This window comes from Mycobacterium sp. DL99, from assembly GCF_004762045.1.
Lineage (GTDB): Bacteria > Actinomycetota > Actinomycetes > Mycobacteriales > Mycobacteriaceae > Mycobacterium.
Window position 1 is genome coordinate 4698874 of sequence record NZ_SJOM01000007.1, and the last position, 24502, is coordinate 4723375.

Below are 24502 nucleotides of genomic sequence, written 5' to 3' on the forward strand. Positions count from 1 at the left end.
ACTTTTCCACCCGAAAGGGTAGTATCATCGGCGCTGGCAGGCTTAGCTTCCGGGTTCGGGATGGGACCGGGCGTTTCCCTGCCGCTATGGACCGCCGTAACTCTATTCACTCGTTGTTGAGTGTACATCTTGTGTTTTGGTGGTGGGGTGCGTGTAGCACGCCCGACACAAGTGTCGTGTGTGTTTGTGGTGTGGTTGCGTAGCAGATGTGCGTCTTACTGAAACTCATCAAACATTTGGTGTTTGTTGGTTGTTGTAAGTTTTCGGCCGGTTAGTGCCAGTTCCCTACACCTATTACTAGGCTTCCAGGTCTGGTCTATCAATCCCGTGGTCTGCGGGGGGCCTTATCCCTCTAAAAGGGTGAGAAGCCTGGTCTTGGAGGGGGTTTCCCGCTTAGATGCTTTCAGCGGTTATCCTGTCCGAACGTGGCTATCCAGCGGTGCTCCTGGTGGAACAACTGGTATACCAGAGGTTCGTCCGTCCCGGTCCTCTCGTACTAGGGACAGATTTCCTCAAGCTTCTGACGCGCGCGGCGGATAGAGACCGAACTGTCTCACGACGTTCTAAACCCAGCTCGCGTGCCGCTTTAATGGGCGAACAGCCCAACCCTTGGGACCTGCTCCAGCCCCAGGATGCGACGAGCCGACATCGAGGTGCCAAACCATCCCGTCGATATGGACTCTTGGGGAAGATCAGCCTGTTATCCCCGGGGTACCTTTTATCCGTTGAGCGACACCCCTTCCACTCAGAGGTGCCGGATCACTAGTCCCGACTTTCGTCCCTGCTCGACATGTATGTCTCGCAGTCAAGCTCCCTTGTGCACTTACACTCAACACCTGATTGCCGTCCAGGTTGAGGGAACCTTTGGGCGCCTCCGTTACATTTTGGGAGGCAACCGCCCCAGTTAAACTACCCACCAGGCACTGTCCCTGAACCGGATATACGGTCCGAGGTTAGAGGCCCAATACGATCAGAGTGGTATTTCAACAACGACTCCACCCACACTGGCGTGTGAATTTCACAGTCTCCCACCTATCCTACACAAACCGTATCGAGCACCAATACCAAGTTGTAGTGAAGGTCCCGGGGTCTTTTCGTCCTGCCGCGCGTAACGAGCATCTTTACTCGTAGTGCAATTTCGCCGAGTCTATGGTTGAGACAGTTGAGAAGTCGTTACGCCATTCGTGCAGGTCGGAACTTACCCGACAAGGAATTTCGCTACCTTAGGATGGTTATAGTTACCACCGCCGTTTACTGGGGCTTAAATTCTCTGCTTCACCCCGAAGGGTTAACAGGTCCTCTTAACCTTCCAGCACCGGGCAGGCGTCAGTCCGTATACATCGTCTTGCGACTTCGCACGGACCTGTGTTTTTAGTAAACAGTCGCTTCTCACTGGTTTGTGCCACCCACTCACGCTCAAGACCGTAAAGATCCGTCACGCCATGTGGGTCCCCCTTCTCCCGAAGTTACGGGGGCATTTTGCCGAGTTCCTTAACCATAGTTCACTCGTACGCCTTAGTATTCTCTACCTGACCACCTGTGTTGGTTTGGGGTACGGGCCGTGTATGTCCTCGCTAGAGGCTTTTCTTGGCAGCATAGGATCACCGAATTCGCCTCAAACGGCTATGCATCACCTCTCAGGATTAATGAAACGCGGATTTGCCTACGTTTCTCCCTACCGGCTTACCCCAGTACAACCACTGACTGGTACGGCTACCTTCCTGCGTCACCCCATCGCTTGACTACTACCCACCGGGGTCCCACGCAGCCCCGTCAACGCCTCACCCCGAAGGGATCGGTCACGACGGTTTTGGATGGTTAGCACAATGGATTCATCATGGACGCACATACACGGGTACGGGAATATCAACCCGTTGTCCATCGACTACGCCTGTCGGCCTCGCCTTAGGTCCCGACTCACCCTGGGAGGACTGGCCTGGCCCAGGAACCCTTGGTCTTTCGGCGGGCAAGGTTCTCACTTGCCTATTCGCTACTCATGCCTGCATTCTCACTCCCACACCCTCCACAGCTAGATCACTCTGCTGCTTCACCGGATGCAGGACGCTCCCCTACCCAACGTATAAATACGTTGCCGCGGCTTCGGCGGTGTACTTGAGCCCCGCTACATTATCGGCGCACAATCACTTGACCAGTGAGCTATTACGCACTCTTTCAAGGGTGGCTGCTTCTAAGCCAACCTCCTGGTTGTCTTCGCGACTGCACATCCTTTTCCACTTAGTACACGCTTAGGGGCCTTAGCCGGCGATCTGGGCTGTTTCCCTCTCGACGCACGGAGCTTATCCCCCGCCGTCTCACTGCCACATTCTTGGACTTGTCGGCATTCGGAGTTTGGCTGACGTCAGTAACCCTGTGGGGCCCATCGGCCATCCAGTAGCTCTACCTCCAACAAGAAACATGTGACGCTGCACCTAAATGCATTTCGGGGAGAACCAGCTATCACGGAGTTTGATTGGCCTTTCACCCCTACCCACAGCTCATCCCCTCAGTCTTCAACCTAAGTGGGTTCGGGCCTCCACGCGGTCTTACCCGCGCTTCACCCTGGCCATGGGTAGATCACTCCGCTTCGGGTCCAGAACACACCACTACACCAACCCCTACGGATTGGATACGCCCTATTCAGACTCGCTTTCGCTGCGGCTACCCCACACGGGTTAACCTCGCGACATGTCCCTGACTCGCAGGCTCATTCTTCAAAAGGCACGCCATCACCCCACGACAAGTCGAGGGCTCTGACGGATTGTAAGCGCACGGTTTCAGGTACTATTTCACTCCCCTCCCGGGGTACTTTTCACCATTCCCTCACGGTACTAATCCGCTATCGGTCACTGGGAAGTATTCAGGCTTACCGGGTGGTCCCGGCAGATTCACAGCAGATTTCACGGGCCCGCTGCTACTCGGGAACACCATTAAGGTAGATGTCAGGTTTTCACGTACCGGGCTCTCACCGTCTACGGCAGGTCATCCCAAACCACTTCCGTTAACCACGACATTTTCTCACTACCCTCCAGTCAGGTAGAACTGGAAAAACAGGTCCCACAACCCCGCACACACAACCCCTACCCGGTATCACATGCATACGGTTTAGCCATCCTCCGCTTTCGCTCGCCACTACTCACGGAATCACTTTTGTTTTCTCTTCCTACGGGTACTGAGATGTTTCACTTCCCCGCGTTCCCTCCTGCACCCTATGTATTCAGATACAGGTAACACGACATCACTCGTGCTGGGTTTCCCCATTCGGACATCCTCGGATCAACGCTCGGTTGGCAGCTCCCCGAGGCATATCGCAGCCTCCAACGTCCTTCATCGGCTCCCAGTGCCAAGGCATCCACCATGCGCCCTTAAACACTTACAACACAAAAACCAAAAAATGAGTTTCAAAAGAAATTGCACATCAATCGCACACAAAACCAGGCCCCACCCACAAGGAGTGAGACCACACATTTCGCGTGCTAGATGCTCGCAACCACTATCCACAAATCAAACACCACACCCCACCACCAAAGATGGAGCAACAACACGCCTCCCACCCCACACAGGGGCCAGGGAAAAACGGGCCTGTTGTCTCAAAGCCCAATAGTGTGTTCAGCAGTTTCATCACCAGCGATTTCCCTCGCCGGCTCAACGTTTGTCATTTGCACCCACCAGGAACCCACTACAGATCCCTGACTGAATATCCCAACCGCACTGATCCCACAGTCGCGGGGGCGGGGGAATCGAATTGGTGCTCCTTAGAAAGGAGGTGATCCAGCCGCACCTTCCGGTACGGCTACCTTGTTACGACTTCGTCCCAATCGCCGATCCCACCTTCGACGGCTCCCTCCACAAGGGTTAGGCCACCGGCTTCGGGTGTTACCGACTTTCATGACGTGACGGGCGGTGTGTACAAGGCCCGGGAACGTATTCACCGCAGCGTTGCTGATCTGCGATTACTAGCGACTCCGACTTCACGGGGTCGAGTTGCAGACCCCGATCCGAACTGAGACCGGCTTTGAAAGGATTCGCTCCACCTCACGGCATCGCAGCCCTTTGTACCGGCCATTGTAGCATGTGTGAAGCCCTGGACATAAGGGGCATGATGACTTGACGTCATCCCCACCTTCCTCCGAGTTGACCCCGGCAGTCTCTCACGAGTCCCCACCATTACGTGCTGGCAACATGAGACAAGGGTTGCGCTCGTTGCGGGACTTAACCCAACATCTCACGACACGAGCTGACGACAGCCATGCACCACCTGCACACAGGCCACAAGGGAACCAATATCTCTACTGGCGTCCTGTGCATGTCAAACCCAGGTAAGGTTCTTCGCGTTGCATCGAATTAATCCACATGCTCCGCCGCTTGTGCGGGCCCCCGTCAATTTCTTTGAGTTTTAGCCTTGCGGCCGTACTCCCCAGGCGGGGTACTTAATGCGTTAGCTACGGCACGGATCCCAAGGAAGGAAACCCACACCTAGTACCCACCGTTTACGGCGTGGACTACCAGGGTATCTAATCCTGTTCGCTCCCCACGCTTTCGCTCCTCAGCGTCAGTTACTGCCCAGAGACCCGCCTTCGCCACCGGTGTTCCTCCTGATATCTGCGCATTCCACCGCTACACCAGGAATTCCAGTCTCCCCTGCAGTACTCTAGTCTGCCCGTATCGCCCGCACGCCCACAGTTAAGCTGTGAGTTTTCACGAACAACGTGACAAACCACCTACGAGCTCTTTACGCCCAGTAATTCCGGACAACGCTCGGACCCTACGTATTACCGCGGCTGCTGGCACGTAGTTGGCCGGTCCTTCTTCTATAGGTACCGTCACTTGCGCTTCGTCCCTATTGAAAGAGGTTTACAACCCGAAGGCCGTCATCCCTCACGCGGCGTCGCTGCATCAGGCTTGCGCCCATTGTGCAATATTCCCCACTGCTGCCTCCCGTAGGAGTCTGGGCCGTATCTCAGTCCCAGTGTGGCCGGTCACCCTCTCAGGCCGGCTACCCGTCGTCGCCTTGGTAGGCCATTACCCCACCAACAAGCTGATAGGCCGCGGGCCCATCCCACACCGCAAAAGCTTTCCACCACACTCCATGAAGAGCATGGTCATATTCGGTATTAGACCCAGTTTCCCAGGCTTATCCCAAAGTGCAGGGCAGATCACCCACGTGTTACTCACCCGTTCGCCACTCGAGTACCCCGAAGGGCCTTTCCGTTCGACTTGCATGTGTTAAGCACGCCGCCAGCGTTCGTCCTGAGCCAGAATCAAACTCTCCAAACAAAAACTTCCCATCCAAAGACAGGCAGAATTCGAATCAGAAAAATCCGATCAAAACAAAAGACACCAACAAACTGGCATCAAAAAACAAACAACCACACCCTAAACGGGAAAAAGAGCGTGGCCAAAAAACAACAAACAAAAACCACCAAACACACTATTGAGTTCTCAAACAACAGACTTTACTTCTTCGCCGCCCTGTTTTGGGGCAACCTCACCAGCTTAATCAAGTCTCACTGGCTTGTCAAGCTGCCCGTCCTGGCTTGTTTCATCCGGACCGAGGCAACTCCGCCAGCCTAGTACCGAACTGGCGGGGAGTCAAACTCCCTGAGCTAGGCCTTCAGCAGCTGGTGAAACTTGCTGCGCTCCGGCACTTTCTAAGAGCTTACCCTCTCGATCTCCGCTCCCAAAATCAGCAGGTTCTCGACGAACAACGGGTACCCGCGATCGATGTGAAACACGTCGTGGACCTCGGTCTCGCCGTCGGCGACCAGGCCGGCGAGCACCAGGCCGGCGCCGGCGCGAATGTCCGACGACCACACCGGCGCGCTCGAAAGCTGCGGGATCCCGCGCACGACGGCATGGTGGCCGTCTGTCCGCGCATCGGCACCCAACCGGATCATCTCCTCGACGAACCGGAAGCGAGCTTCGAACACGTTCTCGGTGATCATCGACGTACCGTCGGCCACTGCGGCCAACCCGATCGCCATCGGCTGCAGGTCGGTCGGGAATCCCGGGAACGGCAGCGTCGCCACGTTGACCGCCTTGGGCCGCTCGTACTGCACCACCCGGAAGCCGTCATCGTTCTGGGTCACGGTGGCACCGGCGTCGTGCAACTTGTGCAGAACCAGCTGCAGGTGCTGTGGGTCCACGCCCGTCACCGAGATGTCGCCGCGCGTCATCGCCGCGGCTATCCCCCAGGTCGCCGCCACGATCCGGTCACCGATCACCCGGTGTTCCGTGGGATAGAGCCGATCGACACCGGTGATCGTCAGCGTCGAGGTCCCCGCGCCGGAGACCTTGGCACCCATCTGGTTGAGCATGGCGCAGATGTCGACGATGTCCGGCTCGCGCGCCGCGTTGTGGATGGTGGTGACACCTTCGGCCAGCACCGCGGCCATGAGGATGTTCTCCGTCGCCCCCACGGACGGGAACTCCAGTTGGATCTCGGCACCCCGCAGATGGTCGGCCTCGGCCACCACACAACCGTGCTCGATATTGCAGGTCGCACCCAGTTGGCGGAGCCCGGCCTGGTGCATGTCCAGGGGCCGCGATCCGATGGCGTCACCACCCGGAAGCGCAACCTTCGCCTTCTTGCACCGTCCTACCAGCGGGCCCAGCACACACACCGAGGCGCGAAACTGACGGACCGCCGCGAAATCCGCGTCGTACTTGGGTTCGTCGGGCGATGTGATGCGCACGGTGTCGCCGTCCAGCTCGACGGTGGCGCCCAACCCGCGCAGGACCTCGGCCATCAGCGGCACGTCAAGGATGTCAGGGCAATTGGTGATCGTGCTCGTGCCCTCGGCAAGCAACGAGGCCGCCATCAGTTTCAGCACACTGTTCTTCGCGCCACCGACAGCAACTTCGCCTGATAACCGGCTGCCTCCGGTCACCAAGAAACGCTCGCTCACGCCGGTTAGTGTAAACAGCCCGGCGTCGAGTTTCCGCCTGCTCGCACAGATCCGGCGGGCCCGGCCAACGTGTCCACGAGCCCGGTACGGTTCAGCTATGGCGGTTCATCTCACCCGTATCTACACCCGCACCGGCGACGACGGCACGACCGGGCTGAGTGATTTCAGCAGGGTTTCCAAGAATGATTCGAGGTTGGCGGCCTACGCCGACTGTGACGAAGCCAACGCTGCCATCGGCGTCGCAGTCGCTCTCGGCGGACCCGATCAGCACATCCTGGCGGTATTGCGGCAGATTCAGAACGATCTGTTCGACGCCGGCGCCGATCTGTCCACCCCCGTCGTGGAGAACCCCGAGCACCCACCGCTGCGAATCTCGCAGGCCTACATCGACCGGCTGGAGAAGTGGTGCGACGAGTTCAACGAGGCGCTGCCTGCGCTGAATTCGTTCATCCTGCCCGGCGGAACTCCCCTGTCCGCACTGTTGCACGTCGCGCGAACTGTGGCCCGCCGCGCTGAGCGGTCGGCATGGATCGCGGTGCAGGAGCACGGTGAATCGGTGAGCGTTCTGCCGGCGAAGTACCTCAACCGGTTGTCAGACCTGCTGTTCATCCTGTCGCGGGTGGCGAACCCGGATGGGGACGTGCTCTGGAAGCCCGGAGCCGCTCAGTAATTGCGCCGCCGGGCCCGCGGCGATGGCCGCGATTCCAGCCAGGAGGTGAATGCCGTCAAGGCGCCCCGGTCCAGGGCGATCTCATACCCTTGCCGGCGCTCGGGACTGTGGTCGCGAAGTTCGAGAATGACCGTCGCGGCGGTCATGATGTCGAACTCGTCGCCACGCGGGGCGCGACGCGACACCACTTCCAGCCCCCGCCGGCTCAATTGCCGGTCAGGCCACCACCGCATGCTGGACAGCCGGTAGAAACCGGCCTCCCCTCCGCGGTAGCGCATCACACCATGGCGCCAGCCACTACCGCCTTCGGCGGGAAAGTCACGCAGGATGGCGGCTGTTCCACCAACCTGACGTAGTTTCCACAGCCGGTAACTCAGGGCACTGACCAAAAGGAGCAGAACGCAGACGAGCGCGACCATGCCGATCATGGGCGCGCTCATCTGTCGTCTCTGTCGTCAGTCGATCTGGCCGAGCGCGCGCAGGCGTGCACGGCCCCAGGCCGCAGTCTGCTCGTCGTCGGACTCTGCATCCTGCTTGGCCGAGTCGGCGTCGATCTCGGTTTCGAACTGAGCGTTCTCCACCAGGATCCGGACTGTCTCCTCGGTCACCGACAGGAAACCACCGTCAACGGCGATACGCAGGTCGTCCTCGCCTTCGCGCTCGACTCGCACCATGGCGTCGTCGACCAGCTGCGCCACCAACGGAATGTGCCGCGGCAGGATGCCGATCTCACCAGCGGTGGTCCGGGTGAAGACGAACGTAGCGGTGCCGGACCAGAGCTCACGCTCGACGGCAACGATCTCAACGTTCAATTCAGCCATTCCACACCACCTTTCGGGCTAGAGCGCTCATCACAGCTTGGCGCCGAGGCTTTCGGCCTTCTTCGCCAGGTCGTCCAGGCCACCGATGAGGAAGAACGCCTGCTCGGGCAGGTGATCGAACTCGCCCTTGGCCAGCTTGTCGAAGGCCTCGATGGTCTCCTTGAGCGGCACGGTCGAACCCGGCTGGCCGGTGAACTGCTCGGCCGCCATCATGTTCTGGCTCAGGAAGCGCTCGATCTTACGGGCGCGGTACACCAGAACCTTGTCCTCTTCCGACAGCTCGTCGATACCGAGGATGGCGATGATGTCCTGAAGATCCTTGTAGCGCTGCAGGATCCGGATGACTTCCTGAGCGACGCGGTAGTGCTCGTCGCCGACGACGCTGGGGTGCAGGATCGTCGAGGACGAAGCCAGCGGGTCCACCGCGGGGAAGATGCCCTTGGAGAACACCGCACGCGAAAGCTCGGTGGTGGCATCCAGGTGGGCGAACGTGGTGGCCGGGGCCGGGTCGGTGTAGTCGTCGGCAGGCACGTACACGGCCTGCATCGAGGTGATCGAGCGACCACGGGTCGAGGTGATGCGCTCCTGGAGCTCACCCATCTCGTCGGCCAGCGTCGGCTGGTAACCCACGGCCGAAGGCATACGACCCAGCAGGGTCGAAACCTCGGAACCGGCCTGGGTGAACCGGAAGATGTTGTCGATGAAGAGCAGCACGTCCTGGTTCTGCTCGTCGCGGAAGTACTCGGCCATGGTCAGCGCCGACAGGGCGACGCGCATACGGGTGCCTGGCGGCTCGTCCATCTGGCCGAACACCAATGCGGTGTCCTTGAGCACGTTTGCGTCGGCGAGCTCGACCCACAGGTCGTTGCCCTCGCGGGTGCGCTCACCCACGCCGGCGAACACCGAGGTACCACCGAAGTTGCGGGCAATACGGTTGATCATCTCCTGGATCAGAACCGTCTTACCCACACCGGCACCACCGAACAGGGCGATCTTGCCACCACGCACGTACGGCGTGAGCAGGTCGACGACCTTCAGACCGGTCTCCAGCATCTCAGTGCGGGGCTCCAGGTCGGCGAAGGCCGGCGGCTTGCGGTGGATCGACCAGTGATCGAAGTCCTTGCCGTAGCCGGGCTCGTCGAGGCAGTCGCCGAGGGCGTTGAACACATGGCCCTTGACACCGTCGCCGACCGGCACCGAGATCGAGGCGCCGGTGTCGCGGACGTCGGTGCCACGCACCAGGCCGTCGGTGGGCTGCATGGAGATGCAGCGAACCAGGCTGTCGCCGAGGTGCTGGGCAACCTCAAGCGTCAGGGTCTTGGCGAGCGCGCCATAGGTGATATCGGCGTGCAGCGCGTTGAACAGCTCGGGCACGGCGCCGCGCGGAAACTCAATATCCACCACCGGGCCGGTGATGCGGACTACGCGGCCCGCGGTCTTTTCTGCAGTAGCAGTCATTCTCTCTTCGCTTTCCTACGAGGCTTTCGTCTTTGGTCCGGCTAGCGCGCGTCGGCCAGCGCGTTCGCGCCGCCCACGATCTCGCTGATTTCCTGGGTGATCTGCGCCTGACGTTCGCGGTTGGCCGCGAGCGTGAGTGCCTTGATCAGATCGTCGGCGTTGTCGGTGGCCGACTTCATGGCGCGCCGGCGCGAAGCCGACTCCGAGGCGGCCGCCTCCAGCAGTGCTGCGTACACGCGGGTGGCGATGTAACGCGGCAGCAATGCGTCGAACAGGTCCTCGGCATTCGGCTCGAACGAATACAGCGTGTGCGGACCGGTGTCCGGCTCCCCGACGTACTCGACGACCAACGGCGCGATCTGATGGGCCACCGCGGTCTGCGAGAGCATCGAACGGAATTCGGTGGAGACGATGTGGAGTTCGTCGACACCCAAGATGCCGTCGGCTCCTGCATCGTCGCCCTCGTCATCGGCGCCGGACATGAACGTCGCCACCAGAGTGTCGGCGATCTCCTTGGCGTTCTCGTAGGTGGGCCGCTCGGAGAAGCCGGTCCACGACTGGGTGACCGTCCGCTGCCGGAAGCTGTAGTAGCCCAGCGCTTTCCGGCCGACGACGTAGAGCACCGGGCTCTTGCCCTGTTCCCGCAGCAGCGAGAACAGTTCTTCGGCCCGGCGCAGCACGTTGGCGTTGTAACCGCCGCAGAGACCGCGATCCGAGGACACCACGAGCACACCGGCCCGCTTGGGGTTCTCCCGCTGCACGAGCAGCGGGTGATCCAGCGCGCTGGCGCCCGCAAGCTCGGTGAGCATGTTGGTGATCTCGGTGGAGTAGGGCCGGGCCGCGTCGACCCGGGCCTGCGCCTTGGCGATCCGCGACGTGGCGATCAGCTCCTGTGCCTTCGTGATCTTCTTGATCGACGAAGCGGAGCGGATACGCCCGCGTAGCTCGCGAAGTGTGGCTGCCATTGGTTACCTAGGCCTTCTTCGGAGCCGGCTTGCGGACCTTGACCGATTCCTTCTCCAGGTCCTCGGGGTCCAGTGCATCAGCATCGGCCTCCTTGACAACCACGGAGCTGCCGTCGGTGGCGGCGAAGCCCTTCTTGAACTCGTTGATCACCGCAACAAGGTTGGCTTCGGACTCCTCGGAGAGCTTCTTGGTCTCCTTGATGCTCTTGAGGATGTCGGAGTGGCTGGCCTTGACATGCTCCAGCAGCTCGTCGACGAAGCGGGTGACGTCCTCGGCCGGAACCGAATCCAGGTGGCCCTGGGTACCGAGGAAGATCGAGACGACCTGATCCTCGACCGCCAGCGGGCTGTACTGCGCCTGCTTGAGCAGCTCGACGAGGCGGACACCGCGATCCAGCTGAGCCTTGGAGGCCGCATCCAGATCCGAGGCGAAGGCCGCGAAGGCCTCCAGCTCGCGGTACTGCGAGAGATCCAGACGCAGCGAACCCGCGACCTCTTTCATGGCCTTGATCTGCGCGGCGCCACCGACGCGGGACACCGACACACCGACGTTGACGGCCGGTCGCACACCCTGGTTGAACAGGTCGGACTCCAGGAAGCACTGGCCGTCGGTGATCGAGATGACGTTGGTCGGGATGAACGCCGAGATGTCGTTGGCCTTGGTCTCGATGATCGGCAGACCCGTCATCGAACCACCGCCCAGCTCGTCGGAGAGCTTGGCGCAACGCTCCAGCAGACGGGAGTGAAGGTAGAAGACGTCGCCGGGGAATGCCTCGCGGCCCGGCGGGCGGCGCAGCAGCAGCGAGATGGCGCGGTAGGCGTCGGCCTGCTTGGAGAGGTCGTCGAAGACGATCAGCACGTGCTTGCCGTCGTACATCCAGTGCTGGCCGATGGCCGAACCGGTGTACGGTGCCAGCCACTTGAAGCCGGCCGGATCGGACGCGGGGGCCGCGACGATGGTGGTGTACTCCATCGCGCCACCCTCTTCCAGCGCGCGCTTCACGCTGGCGATGGTGGTGCCCTTCTGGCCGATGGCGACGTACACGCAGCGCACCTGCTGCTTGGGGTCGCCGGTCTCCCAGGCTTCGCGCTGGTTGAGGATGGTGTCGACGCAGACCGCGGTCTTGCCGGTCTTGCGGTCACCGATGATCAGCTGACGCTGGCCACGGCCGATCGGGGTCATGGCGTCGATGGCCTTGATACCGGTCTGCAGCGGCTCGGACACGCCCTGGCGCTGCACCACCGAAGGGGCCTGCAGCTCGAGTGCGCGCCGGGTCTCGGACTCGATGTCGCCCTGGCCGTCGATCGGCTGGCCGAGCGGGTTGACGACGCGACCGAGGAACGCGTCGCCGACCGGCACCGAGAGCACCTCGCCGGTGCGCTTGACCTGCTGGCCTTCTTCGATCTTTTCGAACTCACCCAGGATGACGGCGCCGACGCTGTGCTCGTCGAGGTTGAGTGCCACACCCAACACACCGCCCGGGAACTCGAGGAGCTCCTGGGTCATGACCGAGGGCAGGCCCTCGACGTGAGCGATGCCGTCACCGGCATCGACGACGGTGCCGATCTCTTCACGCTCGGTGTCGGCGGAAAACGAGGATACGTAGTCCTCGATGGCACCTTCGATATCAGCAGCCGAGATTGTCAACTCTGCCATGGTTTTTCGTCTTCCTACCTTGTTCTTGGGTGGTTCTTGGTTCGGGTTAGTCCGGCAGCTGGGTCGCCGCGGCGGCCAGTCGGGACGAGATCGAGCCGTCGATCACTTCGTCACCGACGGTGATCGACAGACCACCGAGCAGTTCCGGGTCGACATACAGCTGCACTGACACCGGGTGTCCGTAGATGCGGGTGAGCACCTCCGACAGCCGGGTCCGCTGGGCATCGGTCAGGTCAGCCGCGGCAGTCACGTGAGCGACCACCTCGCCGCGGCGGGAAACTGCGAGCTCGGCGAGGTCGATGACGGCCTCGTCGGCACGCTCGCCGCGCAGCAGTCCCACAGTCTGGGCCAACAGCGCGGCCGCCGTCCCGGTCCCACCCGCGTCGCCAAGCACCTTGTCCAGCAAGGCAATCCGACCGTCGACCGGGGTGGTGTAGTCACTGAGCAGGGCCGAGAGCTTGGGCTCGGCGTCGAGGAGGCGGCCGAACCGGAACAGCTGGTCCTCCACCTCGTCGACCTCACCGGCGGTCTCGGCGCGCTTGAGCAGCGCCAGACGTGCGGTGTGTTCAATCGCGTCGACCAGGTTCGCTTCGGTCGACCAGCGCTGCGAGACGGCGGTCCGCAGCACGTCCAGTGCGGTGTTGCCGACCTTGCCCGACAACAGTCGGTCGACCAGCTCGACCTTGGCGGCAGCGTCGTCGGTCGGCTCGGCCAGATGCCTGGTGAGCATCGACTCCGACAGCAGCAGCCTGGCCACCGAGGTCAGTTCCTCGGCCAGCGTGGTCAGCCCGTCGGCATCCAGACCGCCTGCGACGGAGTCGAACTTGTCGACCACGACCGCCAGCGACTCGCGGCTCGCGGCTCGCAGCTTCGCGGTTGCGGCGGTGTCGATCAGCACGGCCGACGGGGCCATCTGGTCCAGCTCGGCGAGGAACCGGTCGACGGTGGCCGCCTGGGCGGCCGGGTCGGCGACGTGTGCCCGGACCAGAGCGTCGGCCTTGGCCACCGACTCCGATCCCAGACCGGTCCGCAGCTGGCGGATGAGCTGCTGGCGCATCAGCTGAACCTGCTGGGCGCCGTGCGCCTTGATCCGCTCGGCCTCGGTGCCGGCTTGCTCGGCCAGCTGAGCGGTGATCCGCTCGGAGTCCTGCGAGGCCTCGTCGGTCACCTTGGTCGATTCGGCCTTGGCCTCGGCGAGCGCCTTGGCATGCATCTCATCGGCGTCGGCGAGCTTCTTGGCCGCGTCGGCGCTCTCGGCGAGCGCGACCCGCACGGCGTCCTGCTGCTTCTGCATCAGGCTCCGCACCGGCGGCACCACCCACTTGATGATGATGAATGCGATGAAGGCAAAGCCGATCAGCTGCCCGATAAATATCGACATCTACTGCGTCCCACCTGATTTCACGTCGACGCCCAAAATTCGGTTGGCCAGGGTCTGCGAGAGTCCGTCCACGGACGACTCCAGGCCCGACCGCACCTCGGCACTCTGAGCAGCAAGCTGCTCATCGGCCTGGCGCACGGTCTCGGCCACTTCGGTGCTCGCCTCGGCGCGCTTGGCGTCGACCACCTCGCGACCCGCTGCGCGAGCCTCGTCACGGATTGCCGATGCCTGGGTGCGTGCCCCGGCCATCGCCTCGTTGTAATCGGCCTGTGCCGCGGCCACCTGTTCGGCCGACTTCCGATTGTCGGCGGCGGTCTTCGCCAGCATCGCTTCGCGCTCTGCCAGCACCTTGCCGACCGGTGGCACAACCCATTTCGCGATCACGGCGAGCGTGATCAGGAAAATGATCAGCACGGCGAAGAAGGTGCCGTTGGGGACCAGGAAGTTGCTCTGGCCCCCACCGCCTCCCTCGGCTGCCTGGCTCGCAGCCAGGATCGTTGCGCTCAGTTCACCCATGCTGATGGACTACTGCAGGCCCGGGGTGGCGAAGACGAACAGCGCCATGAAGGCCAGGTTGATGAAGTACGCGGCCTCCACCAGACCGACGGTGATGAAGAACGGGGTGAACAGCCGGCCCTGGGCCTCGGGCTGACGGGCGATGCCCGAGATCAGCGCGTTACCCGCGATACCGTCACCGATACCAGCGCCGATGGCGCCGCCGCCCATGATCAAACCGCCACCGATCAGCGCGCCGGCCGTGATGAGGGCGTTGGGGTCGAGTTCCATTCCTTTTATCCTCCTTGATAACTGGTGGCTGTGCCGCCAGAGGTTCGTGTCCTGCAGTTGTAGGGGTCTAGCCGGTCATGCTCAGTGCTCGTCGTGATCCAGCTCCATCGACTGGCTGAAGTACAGGATCGTCAGCAGCGAGAAGATGAAGGCCTGGATCAGGCCGACGAACAGGTCGAAGGTCTTCCAGATCGCGTTGGGCGCCCACTGGATGTACCAGGGGAACATCGCGATCAGCGCGACGAGGATGCCGCCGGCGAAGATGTTGCCGAAAAGACGGAGGGCCAGCGAGATCGGCTTGGCGAGTTCCTCGACGATGTTGATCGGCATCAGCGCGGGAACGTGACCCTTGAGCACCTTCACCGGGTGGCCGATGATGCCGCGGCGCCAGATGCCGGCCGCGTGGTAGCAGATGAACACGAACAGGGCCAGCGCCAGCACGAAGTTGATGTCAGAGGCCGGCGGCTTGTACCACTCGGCGGCGGCGCCGTCCGCTCCCCCGTACTGCAGCGGCAGCACCGACAGCCAGTTGGAGACAAGGATGAAGACGAAGATCGTCACCGACAGCGGCAGCACGAACGGCGCGACCTTCATGCCGATCGCGGCCTCGATCTGGCCGCGCATCTGGATGGTCAGGGCCTCCCAGAACAGCTGCACACCGCCCGGGACGCCGGTCGAGGTGACCTTGGCCCGCAGGATGAATGCCAGGGCGATCACGATCACCGCGGTGACCGCGGTGGCCAGGATGGTGTCACCGTTGAACGTCATCCCGAACAGCTCGAACACCATCGTGTGGTGGCCGACGTGGATGGCAGCGCCACCCTCTTCGGCGGCGAGCACGGTCGTCGTCTGAGTCATATAGGTCAGCTCAACCCTTCGATTCCGTATCCAAGACATCCAGGCCGTTCGAGCGGATCTTCCGCAGCACGGGGATGCTGGTGCTCATCACCAGCAGAGCCTGGAAAATCGCCAGCCCGAACAGCACCGCGATGCCGCCCGAGGTTTTGAAGACAAATGCGATGCCGAGGGCGATCGCGGTGATGATCAACAGCCGTGTCGCGGAGTTCACGGCCATCTTCTTCTTGAGCGGGTGGTCTTCGGCCGTGATCGCTTCGACGGCCCGGCGCACCAGCAAGGCGTTGACCAAGCCGAGGGCCAGGCCGACACCGAAGAAGACGCCGAAGAAAATGTGTCCGGTGAATCCGGCGGCCAAGATGGCCAGCGCGGTCAGGACAACGCAAACAATCAGCAGACGCAGCGGCCGGAAGGCCACCGACGGGAACACCAACGGCGCGTCGTGCGCTGGCGTCGTCACTGCTTCACCCCAATCCCGCTGTCACAAAAAGCTGCACCCTCGGAGGTGCCAACGGTTGCTATCCCCTGGCAAAAGCCTGTGCATGCCCGCCGAGAATATCGGAGGGCTGCGGGCGGGCTCGAATCACCCACGGGGTAGCTCCCTTTGTCGGTCGTTGATCGGCACCTGACGGTTCGTCGAACCGATGGGCCGGGCCGGCAACCCGCGAGGTTTTTCGGGTTCTGGCAGCAGACTAACACATGGTAGGCACCCCTAAATCTGGCCTACTACTTTTCGTCGTACTTCGCCTCGTGCTCGTCCTCGGAGCCTTCGCTTCCACGTTGTAACAGGGGAATCAGAGTCACCACGATCGCCACCAGAATGGCGGCCACCACGACTGCTCCGGTGTAGCGCGGATCGAAGAAGATCGTCGCTGCCGCACCGAAGGCGATGATGCCCACCCACAGGTAGATCAGCAGCACGGCGCGGCGATGCGAGTGCCCGATCTGCAGCAAGCGGTGATGCAGATGCATCTTGTCCGGGCTGAGCGGACTGCGGCCGGCCCGGGTGCGCCGCACGATGGCCAGCAACGTGTCCAGGGCAGGCACCAGCATCACGGCGATCACCAGGAGGAACGGCGACATCAGCGCGAAGACGTCGCGTGCGCCGTAGGCATTCTGCGAGATCGGCCCGGCAGCCGTCGTCGACGCCGCGCCCAACATGAGGCCGATCAGCATCGACCCGGAGTCGCCCATGAAGATCTTGGCCCGGTGGAAGTTGTGCGGCAGGAAACCCAGGCAGGCCCCGGCCAGCACCACCGATATCACCGCGGGTGGATAGAACAGGACGTCGCCGCCGTGGTCGCGCAGCAGCCCGACCGAGAACACACAGATGGCGAGGGCGGTGATGAGCCCCAGGCCCGCGGCCAGACCGTCGAGCCCGTCGACGAAGTTCATCGCGTTGACGATCGACACCGTGAGTGCGAGCGTCAGCAGGATCGAGGACACCTGGTCGAGCACGATCGTGCCCACTCCCCCGAACGGGATGTAGAGCACGCTCCACGCCACACCCATCGTCACCAGCACGCTGGCCGCGGTGATCTGCCCGGCGAACTTCGTCAGGGCGTCCAGGCCCCAGCGGTCGTCGATCAGCCCGATGGCCATGATCAGCCCGCCCGCGACCACGACCGCGGGCATGCCGGTGGAGTAGACGAAACCCCGAGTGAGTGCCGGCAGTTGGGAGGCCAGCAGCACCGCGGCAGCCACCCCGATGTACATCGCGAGCCCGCCCATCCGCGGAGTCGGCTGCACATGTACGTCACGTTCGCGGGGATAGGCGACGGCGCCGAGCCGGATGGCCACCACCCGCACCCAACCGGTGGCGAAGTAAGTGATGATCGCGGCGGTCAACCCGACGAGCGCCAGCTCACGCAGCGGCACACCGGCCCCCCGGTCCGACAGCGCGAGAAGGCCGGAATTGACCGCGGGGATCACTGCGTCACCGGCCGACATCACCGATGAACCGTACTGCAGCAAGCTGAGATCACTCCGTAGGTGTTGTTGTGAGCGTGGACGTTTCCACGCCAAGGACCCTAGCGATGTCCCCCGCACTGATCGGGCCGGTCCGCAGGATGCGGGGCTGGGTGCCGGTGAGGTCGACGATGGTGGATGCGGCCTGTTGTTCGGCGGGCCCGCCGTCGAGATAGACCTCGACCTTGTCGCCGAGTTGCTCGTGGGCCTGCGCTGCCGTCACCGCGGCGGGCTGGCCCGAGACATTGGCGCTGGACTGGGCCATGGGGCCGACTTCCCGTAGCAACTCGATGGCCACCGGGTGCAGCGGCATCCGCAGCATGACGCTGCCGTTGGCGTCTCCGAGATCCCACTGCAGTGAGGGGGCCTGCGTAACCACCAGGCTCAGCGCCCCCGGCCAGAATGCCCGGATCAATTCGCGGGCCGCTGAGGGGACCGAATAGACGAGCCCGTCGATGGTGTTCCACGAACCGACGAACACACCGACCGGCATGTTGCGGCCCCGGCCCTTGGCGGCCAAAAGCGAACCCACCGCGTCCGAGTCGAACGCGTCGGCGCCGATGCCGTAGACGGTGTCGGTCGGCATCACCACAAGGCGGCCACCTTTGACCGCGCTGACCGCCGAGGCGATACCGGTCGCACGCTGATCGGCGTCGGTGCAATCGAAGATGGTCATGTCGACTCCCCGGTCGGTGCGCGCATCAACTCAGCTTCTCCCAATACGGGTCGCCGTCACAAAGCGGGGTCGCCCGGCGAGGTCACGGCGCGCGGTGACCTCGGTGAAGTGCCCGTCGCGGGTGAAGGCCTCGACGGAGAGCTCGGATGTGGTGTCGTCGTGCTCGACGGCGCAGAGCGCACCGTCGCGCAACCACCGGGCGGCCAGCGTGACGATCGGCCGGATCACCGACATGCCGTCGGGGCCGCCAAACAACGCAGGCACAGGATCATGTTCGGCCACTTCGGGTTCCAGGACCGCAGCCTCGGGGATGTAGGGCGGGTTGGACACCAGCAGGTCCACCCGGTCGTCGAGTTCGGGCAACAGTCCCGGGGTGGTGACGTCGGCGTCCAAGATTTCGACGCGCGTCCCTGCCGCGTTGCGACGCGCGAACTCCAGGGCCGCCGGCGAGTTCTCCACGGCCAGCACCCGGGCGTCGGGCCACTTCGCGGCCAGCCCCAGCGCCAACGCACCCGAACCCGTGCACAGGTCGACGATCACCGGGTTGTCCGGAAGTTGTTGCGCCCAAGCCCATTCCAGCAGCGCCTCGGTCTCCGGCCGGGGAATGAAAACCCCGGGGCCGACCGCGAGCGTCAACGGGCCGAACGGCGCGGTGCCGATCAGGTGTTGCAGGGGAATCCGGCGGGCCCGGGCGGCGACGAGTTCGTCGTAGGCCTGCTCGAACCGGTCACCGGGATCGTCGAGGAACAGCAGCCGGCTGCGGTCGACACCCGCGACGTGCGCGGCGAGCAGTTCGGCGTCGATGCGCGGGGAGGCGACGCCGGCGGCGGCCAGGCGTGCCGTTGCGGCTTCGATCGTCTGCCGCAGCCGGGTGGTGCCTCCCCCGGCGGGCCGGGTCATGACTGCTGCTGCAGCCGGGCCTGTTTGTCGGCGGCGGCCAGCGCGTCGAGCAGTGCGTCCATGTCCCCGTCGAGCACCTGGTCGAGGTTGTGCGCCTTGAAGTTGATGCGGTGATCCGCGATCCGGTTCTCGGGAAAGTTGTAGGTGCGGATCCGCTCGCTGCGGTCGACCGTGCGGATCTGGCTGGCCCGGTCGGCCGATGCGTCGGCCGATGCCTGCTCCTCCGCCAGTGCCTGCAATCGAGCGGCGAGCACCACCATGGCCCGGGCCTTGTTCTGCAGCTGCGAGCGCTCGTTCTGGCAGGTCACGACGATACCCGTGGGCAGGTGGGTGATGCGGACCGCGGAGTCGGTGGTGTTCACGCCCTGGCCGCCCTTGCCCGAGGACCGGTACACGTCGATGCGCAGGTCGGATTCGTCGATCTGCACCTGCTCGACGTCTTCGGGCTCGGGGTAGACGAGCACGCCCGCGGCCGAGGTGTGCACGCGGCCCTGCGATTCGGTGACAGGCACGCGCTGCACCCGGTGCACGCCACCCTCGAACTTCATCCGCGACCACACACCGTCGGCGGAATCGCCCTTACTGGCGATGGTGATGGTGGCGTCCTTGTAGCCGCCGAGGTCAGACCACGTCTCGTCGAGCACCGTGACGGTCCAGCCGTGCCGTTCGGCATACCGGATGTACATGCGGGCCAGGTCGGCGGCGAACAGTGCCGACTCCTCCCCGCCTTCCCCGGACTTGACCTCCAACACGATGTCATCGGCATCGTGGGGATCGCGGGGGGCTAGCTGATCGGTCAGCTGGGCGTCGAGTTCGGCGACCTTGGCGGTCAGCTCGTCCACCTCGGCGGCGAAGCTGGCGTCGTCGGCGGCGAGTTCGCGGGCAGCCTCCAGGTCGCCGCGGGCGGCGTCCAACTTGCGGTAGGTACCCACGACCGGCGACACCTGGGCGAAGCGCCGGCCCACCTTGCGGGCGGCGGATGCATCGGCGTGCAGGTTGGGATCGGCGAGCTGGCGCTCCAGGTCCGCGTACTCAGCGAGCAGCGCCTCGATCGCGGGTGCGGTATCCGTCACGTCAGCCTCCTCCAACTTTCTCCGGAAACGAGAACAGCGCCCAGATCTGACGCATATGCGACAGATCGGGCGCCGTTGACGTAGCTACTTGTCGGCTGCGGCAGCCTGATCACCGGCAGGCTTGCGCTTGCCGTACCGCTTCTCGAAGCGGGCCACGCGGCCGCCGCTGTCGAGGATCTTCTGCTTGCCGGTGTAGAACGGGTGGCACTGCGAGCAGACCTCGACCACGATCTGGCCGCTCTGCTTGGTGCTACGGGTCTGGAAGGTATTGCCGCAACCACAGTGCACCGTGGTCTCGACATACTCAGGGTGAATGCCTGTTTTCATGGTTCCTCTTCAATCGTTGGCCCGGGTCGCCCACGCGGACGTGAACCGGGACCGAGGGTCGGCGGTTCATTATGCCAGGTCAACCGCCAACCTCCTAAACGCGGGATGACCGGCCGCTATTCCTCCCCCGGTCTCGATCGGAACTCGGACAACCGGCGCTCGAGGAATCGCCGTTCCGGATCCGTCGTGGCCAGCAGCAGGGCACGCTCGAACGCCTGCCGCGCCTCGTCGTCTCGACCCAGGCGGCGCAGCAGTTCCGCTCGACTCGACGGCAGATAGCGATAATCGCCGAGCTCCAGCGCGTCCATGAGTTCGAGGGCGCGGGCCGGATCACCCGCCTCGGCGGTGGCCACCGCACGGTTCAGCCCGACCACTGCCGATCCCGTCAGGTACTCGAGCCGCTCATAGAGCGCGACGACGGCGGGCCAATCGATCTCCGGGTCGGCCTGCAGTGAGGCGATCGCAGCCTGCAGCACGTACGGTCCGCCGGGTCGCCGCATGGCCAGCGCACGGTCGAGGGCGGCCCGGCCGTCATCGACCTTGGTCTGATCGTGCAGAGACCGGTCCTGCTCGGCCAACGGGATCAAAGCACCGGAAACGATCCGGGCGGCACGTCGCGAATCGTGCAGCAGCATCAGGGCCAGCAGCCCATGCACCTCGGGCTCGTCGGCCTTCAGCCCAGCGACCAAGCGCCCGAGCCTGATCGCTTCCGCGGCGAGGTCGTCGCGATCGGTGAACCCCTGGTTGAAGATCAGGTAGATCACCGCGAGCACAGCCGATACGCGGTCCGGCAGGACACGGTCGGCGGGCAGCCCGAACGGGATGTTCGTCGCCTTGATCTTGGCCTTCGCCCGAGAGAGCCGGCGCTTCATGGTCTCCTCGGAAACCAGGAACGCCCGGGCGATCTCGGCCGTGGTGAGCCCACCCAGGGCCCGCAATGTGAGCGCCACCTGCGCCTCGGTGGCCAGCGCCGGATGGCAGCACATGAAGATCAGTTCCAGGCGTTCGTCGGGGATGGCGTTGTCGTCCAGATCGACGTCGTCCAGGAACACAGTCCGTTGATCGACTCGGAGCAGCCCGGTCTTGGTTCGCCGAGTCTGTTCCCGACGCACCCGGTCGATCGCGCGGTTGCGCCCGGTGCGCACCAACCAGGCCACCGGCGCCTGCGGCATTCCGTCGCGGGGCCAGCGTTCGGCGGCGATGACGAACGCCTCCTGCGCGGCGTCCTCGGCGAGGTCGAAGTCGCCGAGGAAGCCGATGAGTGCGGCCAGGACCCGGCCCCACTCGCGCTGGAAAATCGCCTCGATCAGTGCGCCCCCTCCCCGGGGGTATCGATGAGCGGTCGTACCTCGACCGCACCACCCAGCCTGATCGCCGGGACGCGCTGCGCGAACTCCAGGGCTTCATCCAGGTCAGCGGCCTTCAGCACGAAGTAGCCGCCGAGAACTTCCTTGCTGTCGGCGAACGGGCCGTCGGTGATCAGTCCCTGTCCCGGACCGCTACGGATCGTCGTCGCCGTCTCGGCCGGCTCCAAGTGGGCGCCGCCGACGCACCGAGGATCCTGACGCAGCCCGACGTACTCGGCGTTGAGTGCGGCATATTCCTCGGGCGGCAGACCGTCGTGCGTGCCCGGCTTGGGGTAGATCAGGATTGCGTATTTCATCGTTGTCTCCTTCGGGGGAATCGTCTAACAGCATCAAGACGAACGGGCGGGACCCGAGGGGACAACACGATCAAATAATCGAGTAAGTGGTGCCGTCGCGCTTCCAGAGCACCCGACCGGCCGGATCGGCGCCGAGGGCGACCAGTTCACGCTTGAGAATCTTGTTGGTCGCGGTGCTGGGCAAATCGTCGGCAAGCCAGACGTACCGCGGCCAGGATTTGGGCGACAGATCCGCCTGACCGGCAAGGAATTCGGTCAGCCCTTCCGGAGTGAGCTCCTGGCCATCGCGCAGCACGACGGCCGCCATCACCTGATCGCCGACGAACTCGTCGGGCACCGGGTAGACCGCCACACGGCTGATCACCGGCTGCCGCAACAGGATTCGCTCGATGGGTGCCGCGGTGATGTTCTCACCATCCACCCGCATCCAGTCCGCGGTACGCCCGGCCAGGTAGATCCAACCGTCGGCGTCGCGGTAGGCCAGGTCACCCGACCAGTACATGCCGTGCCGAAGGCGTTCATCGGTCGCGCCCTGATCATTGTGGTAGCCGCGGAACATCCCGCTGCCGTTGGTGTTGACCAGCTCCCCGGTGGCGGCGTCGGCGTTGACCAGGGCGCCGGTGTCATCGAATTCTGCGATTGCGCATTCTTCGACGGTCTCCGGGTCGTAGATCGCCACCCCGGGAAATCCCTGGCCGACACTGCCGGCCGGGGTGCCCTCGGACCGGGTGATGATGATCGCCAGTTCCGTCGAGCCGAAGCCGTCCCACACGCTGCAGCCGAACCGGCGGCTGAACTCGTCGATGTCGCGGTCGGCCGCCTCGTTGCCGAACGCCACCCGCAGCGTGTTGTCATGATCGTCGGCCTGTTCGGCGGTGGCCAGGATGTAGGCCAGCGGCTTGCCGACGTAGTTCATGTAGGTGGCACCGTACCGGCGGACGTCCGGAAGGAAGCCGGACGCGGAGAACTGTGCGGGCGCCATGGCCGCGCCCGAACTGAGCGCCACGCCCCAGCCCGCGTACACCCCGTTCGAGTGGAACAACGGCATGGCCAGGTAGCAGGTGTCCGCCTCGGTGAGGTCGTACCGCTGCACCAGCGCCGCGGCGGAGAACAGCACGATGGAGTGCGCCACCTCGACAGCCTTGGGCTCGCCGCTGGTCCCCGAGGTGAAGATCATCATGAACGTGTCATCGGGCCCGACCTCGCGCTGTGGCGTGAGTTCCCGCGGTGACCAGGCGGCCTCCGATACATCGATCACGGTGACGCCGGGCAGGTCGACGCCGTCGAGCAGGTCGCGGTGCTGCGGGTCCACGAGCACGATCTGACATTCGACCCGCGCGATATCGCGGGCCAGCGCATCGCCCCGACGGGTGTTGTTGATGCCGCACAGCACGTAACCGCCGAGCGCCGCGGCGGCCAGTGCGGTCAGCATGTCGGGGGTGTTGCCGAGGAGTGTGCCGACATGCAGTGGACGCCGCGGATCGGCCAGCCCGATCAGCGTGGCGGCCTGGGCCTTCGCCTCGGCGATGTGCTCGCGCCAGGTCCAGGTACGTTCGCCGTACTTGATGGCGACCGCGTCGCCACTTTCGCGCTCGCGGAGCAACTGCTGCAGCGTTTCGGCCATCCGATGATTCCCCAAAGTTCAGTGAACAGATTTAGAAAACTGTCTACCATGGTTGTGGCGCGACGGGATACACCCTTGGCAGAATCATGTACCTAACCCCATCAGATGACCAGGAGACACCACAGTTGACCAGCACCACGGCACCCCGCAGCGTGCGAGATCGACTGATAGACGCTGCCGAAGAATGTCTGCGCACCAAGGGCATTCGCGCGACCACCGTCTCAGAGGTGGCCGAGGCCGCAGGCGTGTCCCGCGGGTGGCTCTATCGCCACTTCCCGGACAAGGCGACGCTGCTGGGCGCGGTGATCGTGCGACTCAACGACACATTCTGGTCGGAAGCCCACGCCATGCTCGAGCAGGTCGACGGCTTGGACAGCCAACTCGTCGCGGGTGTCGCGAACGGCCTGCGAGCCTATGACGATCCGGGCGCGGTGTTGATGAAGCTACGCAACGACGAGCCCGAGGAGTTCGCCGCGTGTGCGGGCGCCGGCGTGCAGGGCATGATCCCCGATCTCGCCGAATTCTGGTCGCGATACCTGGTGGCCGCCCGCGACCGCGGCGAGGTCCGCGCCGACATCGATGTCCCCGAGGCGTCGGAATGGGTTGCGCGAGTTCTGATCTCGCTGGCAACCTTGCCCGGGAACACACTGGATCCCAGCGATGGCGACGCGGTGCTCGCGTTCGTCCGGCGTTACGTGATGCCCGGATTACGCCCCGACGCAACTGCCTGACGATACGCAAAAGGCCCCCGCGTACGGGGGCCATTCGCGCGT

Annotated in this window: 21 protein-coding genes, 2 rRNA genes and 1 other annotated feature; of the genes, 2 read left to right on the forward strand and 21 right to left on the reverse strand. The window is 63.7% G+C overall.

What is annotated here, in order from left to right:
* Positions 1-13 precede the first annotated feature (13 nt).
* Positions 14-99: a sequence feature (5S ribosomal RNA rRNA prediction is too short), on the reverse strand.
* Between the two features lie 152 nt (positions 100-251).
* From EYZ64_RS22895 to murA, 3 genes are all read right to left on the reverse strand, one after another.
* Positions 252-3376 (reverse strand): 23S ribosomal RNA (locus EYZ64_RS22895).
* 380 nt (positions 3377-3756) lie between these two features.
* Positions 3757-5274 (reverse strand): 16S ribosomal RNA (locus EYZ64_RS22900).
* Together the 16S and 23S rRNA genes form the textbook arrangement of a ribosomal RNA operon.
* Positions 5275-5648: 374 nt before the next feature.
* A complete protein-coding gene (gene murA / locus EYZ64_RS22905) occupies positions 5649-6905 on the reverse strand; it encodes a UDP-N-acetylglucosamine 1-carboxyvinyltransferase (protein WP_135456989.1) in 1257 nt (418 codons plus the stop codon).
* Between the two features lie 97 nt (positions 6906-7002).
* Between murA and EYZ64_RS22910 the strand changes: the two genes are divergently transcribed.
* Complete coding sequence (locus EYZ64_RS22910; RefSeq protein ID WP_135456990.1) at positions 7003-7575, forward strand: cob(I)yrinic acid a,c-diamide adenosyltransferase; 573 nt, start codon at positions 7003-7005, stop codon at positions 7573-7575.
* Here the strand turns inward: EYZ64_RS22910 and EYZ64_RS22915 are convergent.
* The 18 genes from EYZ64_RS22915 to fadD1 form a co-directional block, all read right to left on the reverse strand.
* On the reverse strand, positions 7569-8015 hold the full coding sequence (locus EYZ64_RS22915) for a DUF2550 domain-containing protein (protein WP_167857934.1): 447 nt from the start codon (positions 8013-8015) through the stop codon (positions 7569-7571). The two genes, EYZ64_RS22910 and EYZ64_RS22915, sit on opposite strands and share 7 nt — an antisense overlap.
* Positions 8016-8030: 15 nt before the next feature.
* On the reverse strand, positions 8031-8396 hold the full coding sequence (locus EYZ64_RS22920) for a F0F1 ATP synthase subunit epsilon (RefSeq protein WP_135456993.1): 366 nt from the start codon (positions 8394-8396) through the stop codon (positions 8031-8033).
* A gap of 30 nt (positions 8397-8426) precedes the next feature.
* Positions 8427-9854 (reverse strand): F0F1 ATP synthase subunit beta, encoded by a 1428-nt coding sequence (gene atpD / locus EYZ64_RS22925; RefSeq protein WP_090428634.1) that lies wholly within the window; start codon positions 9852-9854, stop codon positions 8427-8429.
* Positions 9855-9895: 41 nt separating this feature from the next.
* The gene (locus tag EYZ64_RS22930; protein ID WP_135456995.1) at positions 9896-10819 is read right to left on the reverse strand and encodes a F0F1 ATP synthase subunit gamma; all 924 of its coding nucleotides are present in this window, start codon (positions 10817-10819) and stop codon (positions 9896-9898) included.
* Between the two features lie 7 nt (positions 10820-10826).
* Positions 10827-12476 carry a F0F1 ATP synthase subunit alpha gene (atpA, locus tag EYZ64_RS22935; protein WP_135456996.1) on the reverse strand — a complete coding sequence of 550 codons (1650 nt, stop codon included), beginning with the start codon at positions 12474-12476 and terminating at the stop codon, positions 10827-10829.
* Between the two features lie 46 nt (positions 12477-12522).
* A complete protein-coding gene (locus tag EYZ64_RS22940) occupies positions 12523-13857 on the reverse strand; it encodes a F0F1 ATP synthase subunit B/delta (protein ID WP_135456998.1) in 1335 nt (444 codons plus the stop codon).
* A complete protein-coding gene (locus EYZ64_RS22945; protein WP_135457000.1) occupies positions 13858-14373 on the reverse strand; it encodes a F0F1 ATP synthase subunit B in 516 nt (171 codons plus the stop codon).
* 9 nt (positions 14374-14382) lie between these two features.
* Positions 14383-14643, reverse strand: a complete 261-nt coding sequence (locus EYZ64_RS22950) for a F0F1 ATP synthase subunit C (protein WP_003888102.1) — start codon at positions 14641-14643, stop codon at positions 14383-14385.
* Between the two features lie 81 nt (positions 14644-14724).
* On the reverse strand, positions 14725-15501 hold the full coding sequence (atpB, locus tag EYZ64_RS22955; protein WP_167857935.1) for a F0F1 ATP synthase subunit A: 777 nt from the start codon (positions 15499-15501) through the stop codon (positions 14725-14727).
* Between the two features lie 10 nt (positions 15502-15511).
* A complete protein-coding gene (locus EYZ64_RS22960) occupies positions 15512-15958 on the reverse strand; it encodes an ATP synthase subunit I (protein ID WP_135457002.1) in 447 nt (148 codons plus the stop codon).
* A 266-nt stretch (positions 15959-16224) separates the two neighbouring features.
* A complete protein-coding gene (locus EYZ64_RS22965; RefSeq protein WP_450070148.1) occupies positions 16225-17469 on the reverse strand; it encodes a glycosyltransferase family 4 protein in 1245 nt (414 codons plus the stop codon).
* 10 nt (positions 17470-17479) lie between these two features.
* The gene (locus EYZ64_RS22970) at positions 17480-18142 is read right to left on the reverse strand and encodes an L-threonylcarbamoyladenylate synthase (protein WP_135457006.1); all 663 of its coding nucleotides are present in this window, start codon (positions 18140-18142) and stop codon (positions 17480-17482) included.
* A gap of 30 nt (positions 18143-18172) precedes the next feature.
* Complete coding sequence (gene prmC / locus EYZ64_RS22975; RefSeq protein WP_135457009.1) at positions 18173-19042, reverse strand: peptide chain release factor N(5)-glutamine methyltransferase; 870 nt, start codon at positions 19040-19042, stop codon at positions 18173-18175.
* Positions 19039-20115, reverse strand: a complete 1077-nt coding sequence (gene prfA / locus EYZ64_RS22980; RefSeq protein ID WP_135457011.1) for a peptide chain release factor 1 — start codon at positions 20113-20115, stop codon at positions 19039-19041. Before prfA ends, prmC begins: the two co-directional genes overlap by 4 nt.
* An 84-nt stretch (positions 20116-20199) precedes the next feature.
* On the reverse strand, positions 20200-20442 hold the full coding sequence (rpmE, locus tag EYZ64_RS22985; protein ID WP_019344296.1) for a 50S ribosomal protein L31: 243 nt from the start codon (positions 20440-20442) through the stop codon (positions 20200-20202).
* 116 nt (positions 20443-20558) lie between these two features.
* Entirely contained in the window at positions 20559-21752 is a 1194-nt protein-coding gene (locus EYZ64_RS22990; RefSeq protein ID WP_135457013.1) for an RNA polymerase sigma factor, read from the reverse strand.
* A complete protein-coding gene (locus tag EYZ64_RS22995) occupies positions 21749-22105 on the reverse strand; it encodes a YciI family protein (RefSeq protein WP_135457015.1) in 357 nt (118 codons plus the stop codon). Before EYZ64_RS22995 ends, EYZ64_RS22990 begins: the two co-directional genes overlap by 4 nt.
* Before the next feature lie 70 nt (positions 22106-22175).
* Positions 22176-23729: a fatty-acid--CoA ligase FadD1 gene (gene fadD1 / locus EYZ64_RS23000; protein WP_135457017.1), complete on the reverse strand. Its 1554-nt coding sequence runs from the start codon at positions 23727-23729 to the stop codon at positions 22176-22178.
* A 125-nt stretch (positions 23730-23854) separates the two neighbouring features.
* Here fadD1 and EYZ64_RS23005 point away from each other — a divergent pair, with 125 nt between their 5' ends.
* Entirely contained in the window at positions 23855-24460 is a 606-nt protein-coding gene (locus EYZ64_RS23005; protein WP_286175100.1) for a TetR/AcrR family transcriptional regulator, read from the forward strand.
* The last annotated feature ends 42 nt before the right edge of the window (positions 24461-24502 follow it).

Coding starts and splice junctions, on each gene's coding strand:
- prmC (WP_135457009.1), bottom strand. CDS start 19,042: ATGACCCGGCCCGCCGGGGGAGGCACCACCCGGCTGCGGCAGACGATC.
- EYZ64_RS22920 (WP_135456993.1), bottom strand. CDS start 8,396: ATGGCTGAATTGAACGTTGAGATCGTTGCCGTCGAGCGTGAGCTCTGG.
- atpB (WP_167857935.1), bottom strand. CDS start 15,501: ATGACTCAGACGACGACCGTGCTCGCCGCCGAAGAGGGTGGCGCTGCC.
- rpmE (WP_019344296.1), bottom strand. CDS start 20,442: ATGAAAACAGGCATTCACCCTGAGTATGTCGAGACCACGGTGCACTGT.
- fadD1 (WP_135457017.1), bottom strand. CDS start 23,729: ATGGCCGAAACGCTGCAGCAGTTGCTCCGCGAGCGCGAAAGTGGCGAC.
- atpA (WP_135456996.1), bottom strand. CDS start 12,476: ATGGCAGAGTTGACAATCTCGGCTGCTGATATCGAAGGTGCCATCGAG.
- EYZ64_RS22970 (WP_135457006.1), bottom strand. CDS start 18,142: ATGACCATCTTCGATTGCACCGACGCCGATCAGCGTGCGACCGGTATC.
- EYZ64_RS22945 (WP_135457000.1), bottom strand. CDS start 14,373: ATGGGTGAACTGAGCGCAACGATCCTGGCTGCGAGCCAGGCAGCCGAG.
- atpD (WP_090428634.1), bottom strand. CDS start 9,854: ATGACTGCTACTGCAGAAAAGACCGCGGGCCGCGTAGTCCGCATCACC.
- EYZ64_RS22930 (WP_135456995.1), bottom strand. CDS start 10,819: ATGGCAGCCACACTTCGCGAGCTACGCGGGCGTATCCGCTCCGCTTCG.
- EYZ64_RS22950 (WP_003888102.1), bottom strand. CDS start 14,643: ATGGAACTCGACCCCAACGCCCTCATCACGGCCGGCGCGCTGATCGGT.
- EYZ64_RS22910 (WP_135456990.1), top strand. CDS start 7,003: ATGGCGGTTCATCTCACCCGTATCTACACCCGCACCGGCGACGACGGC.
- EYZ64_RS22915 (WP_167857934.1), bottom strand. CDS start 8,015: ATGAGCGCGCCCATGATCGGCATGGTCGCGCTCGTCTGCGTTCTGCTC.
- EYZ64_RS22995 (WP_135457015.1), bottom strand. CDS start 22,105: ATGAAATACGCAATCCTGATCTACCCCAAGCCGGGCACGCACGACGGT.
- EYZ64_RS22940 (WP_135456998.1), bottom strand. CDS start 13,857: ATGTCGATATTTATCGGGCAGCTGATCGGCTTTGCCTTCATCGCATTC.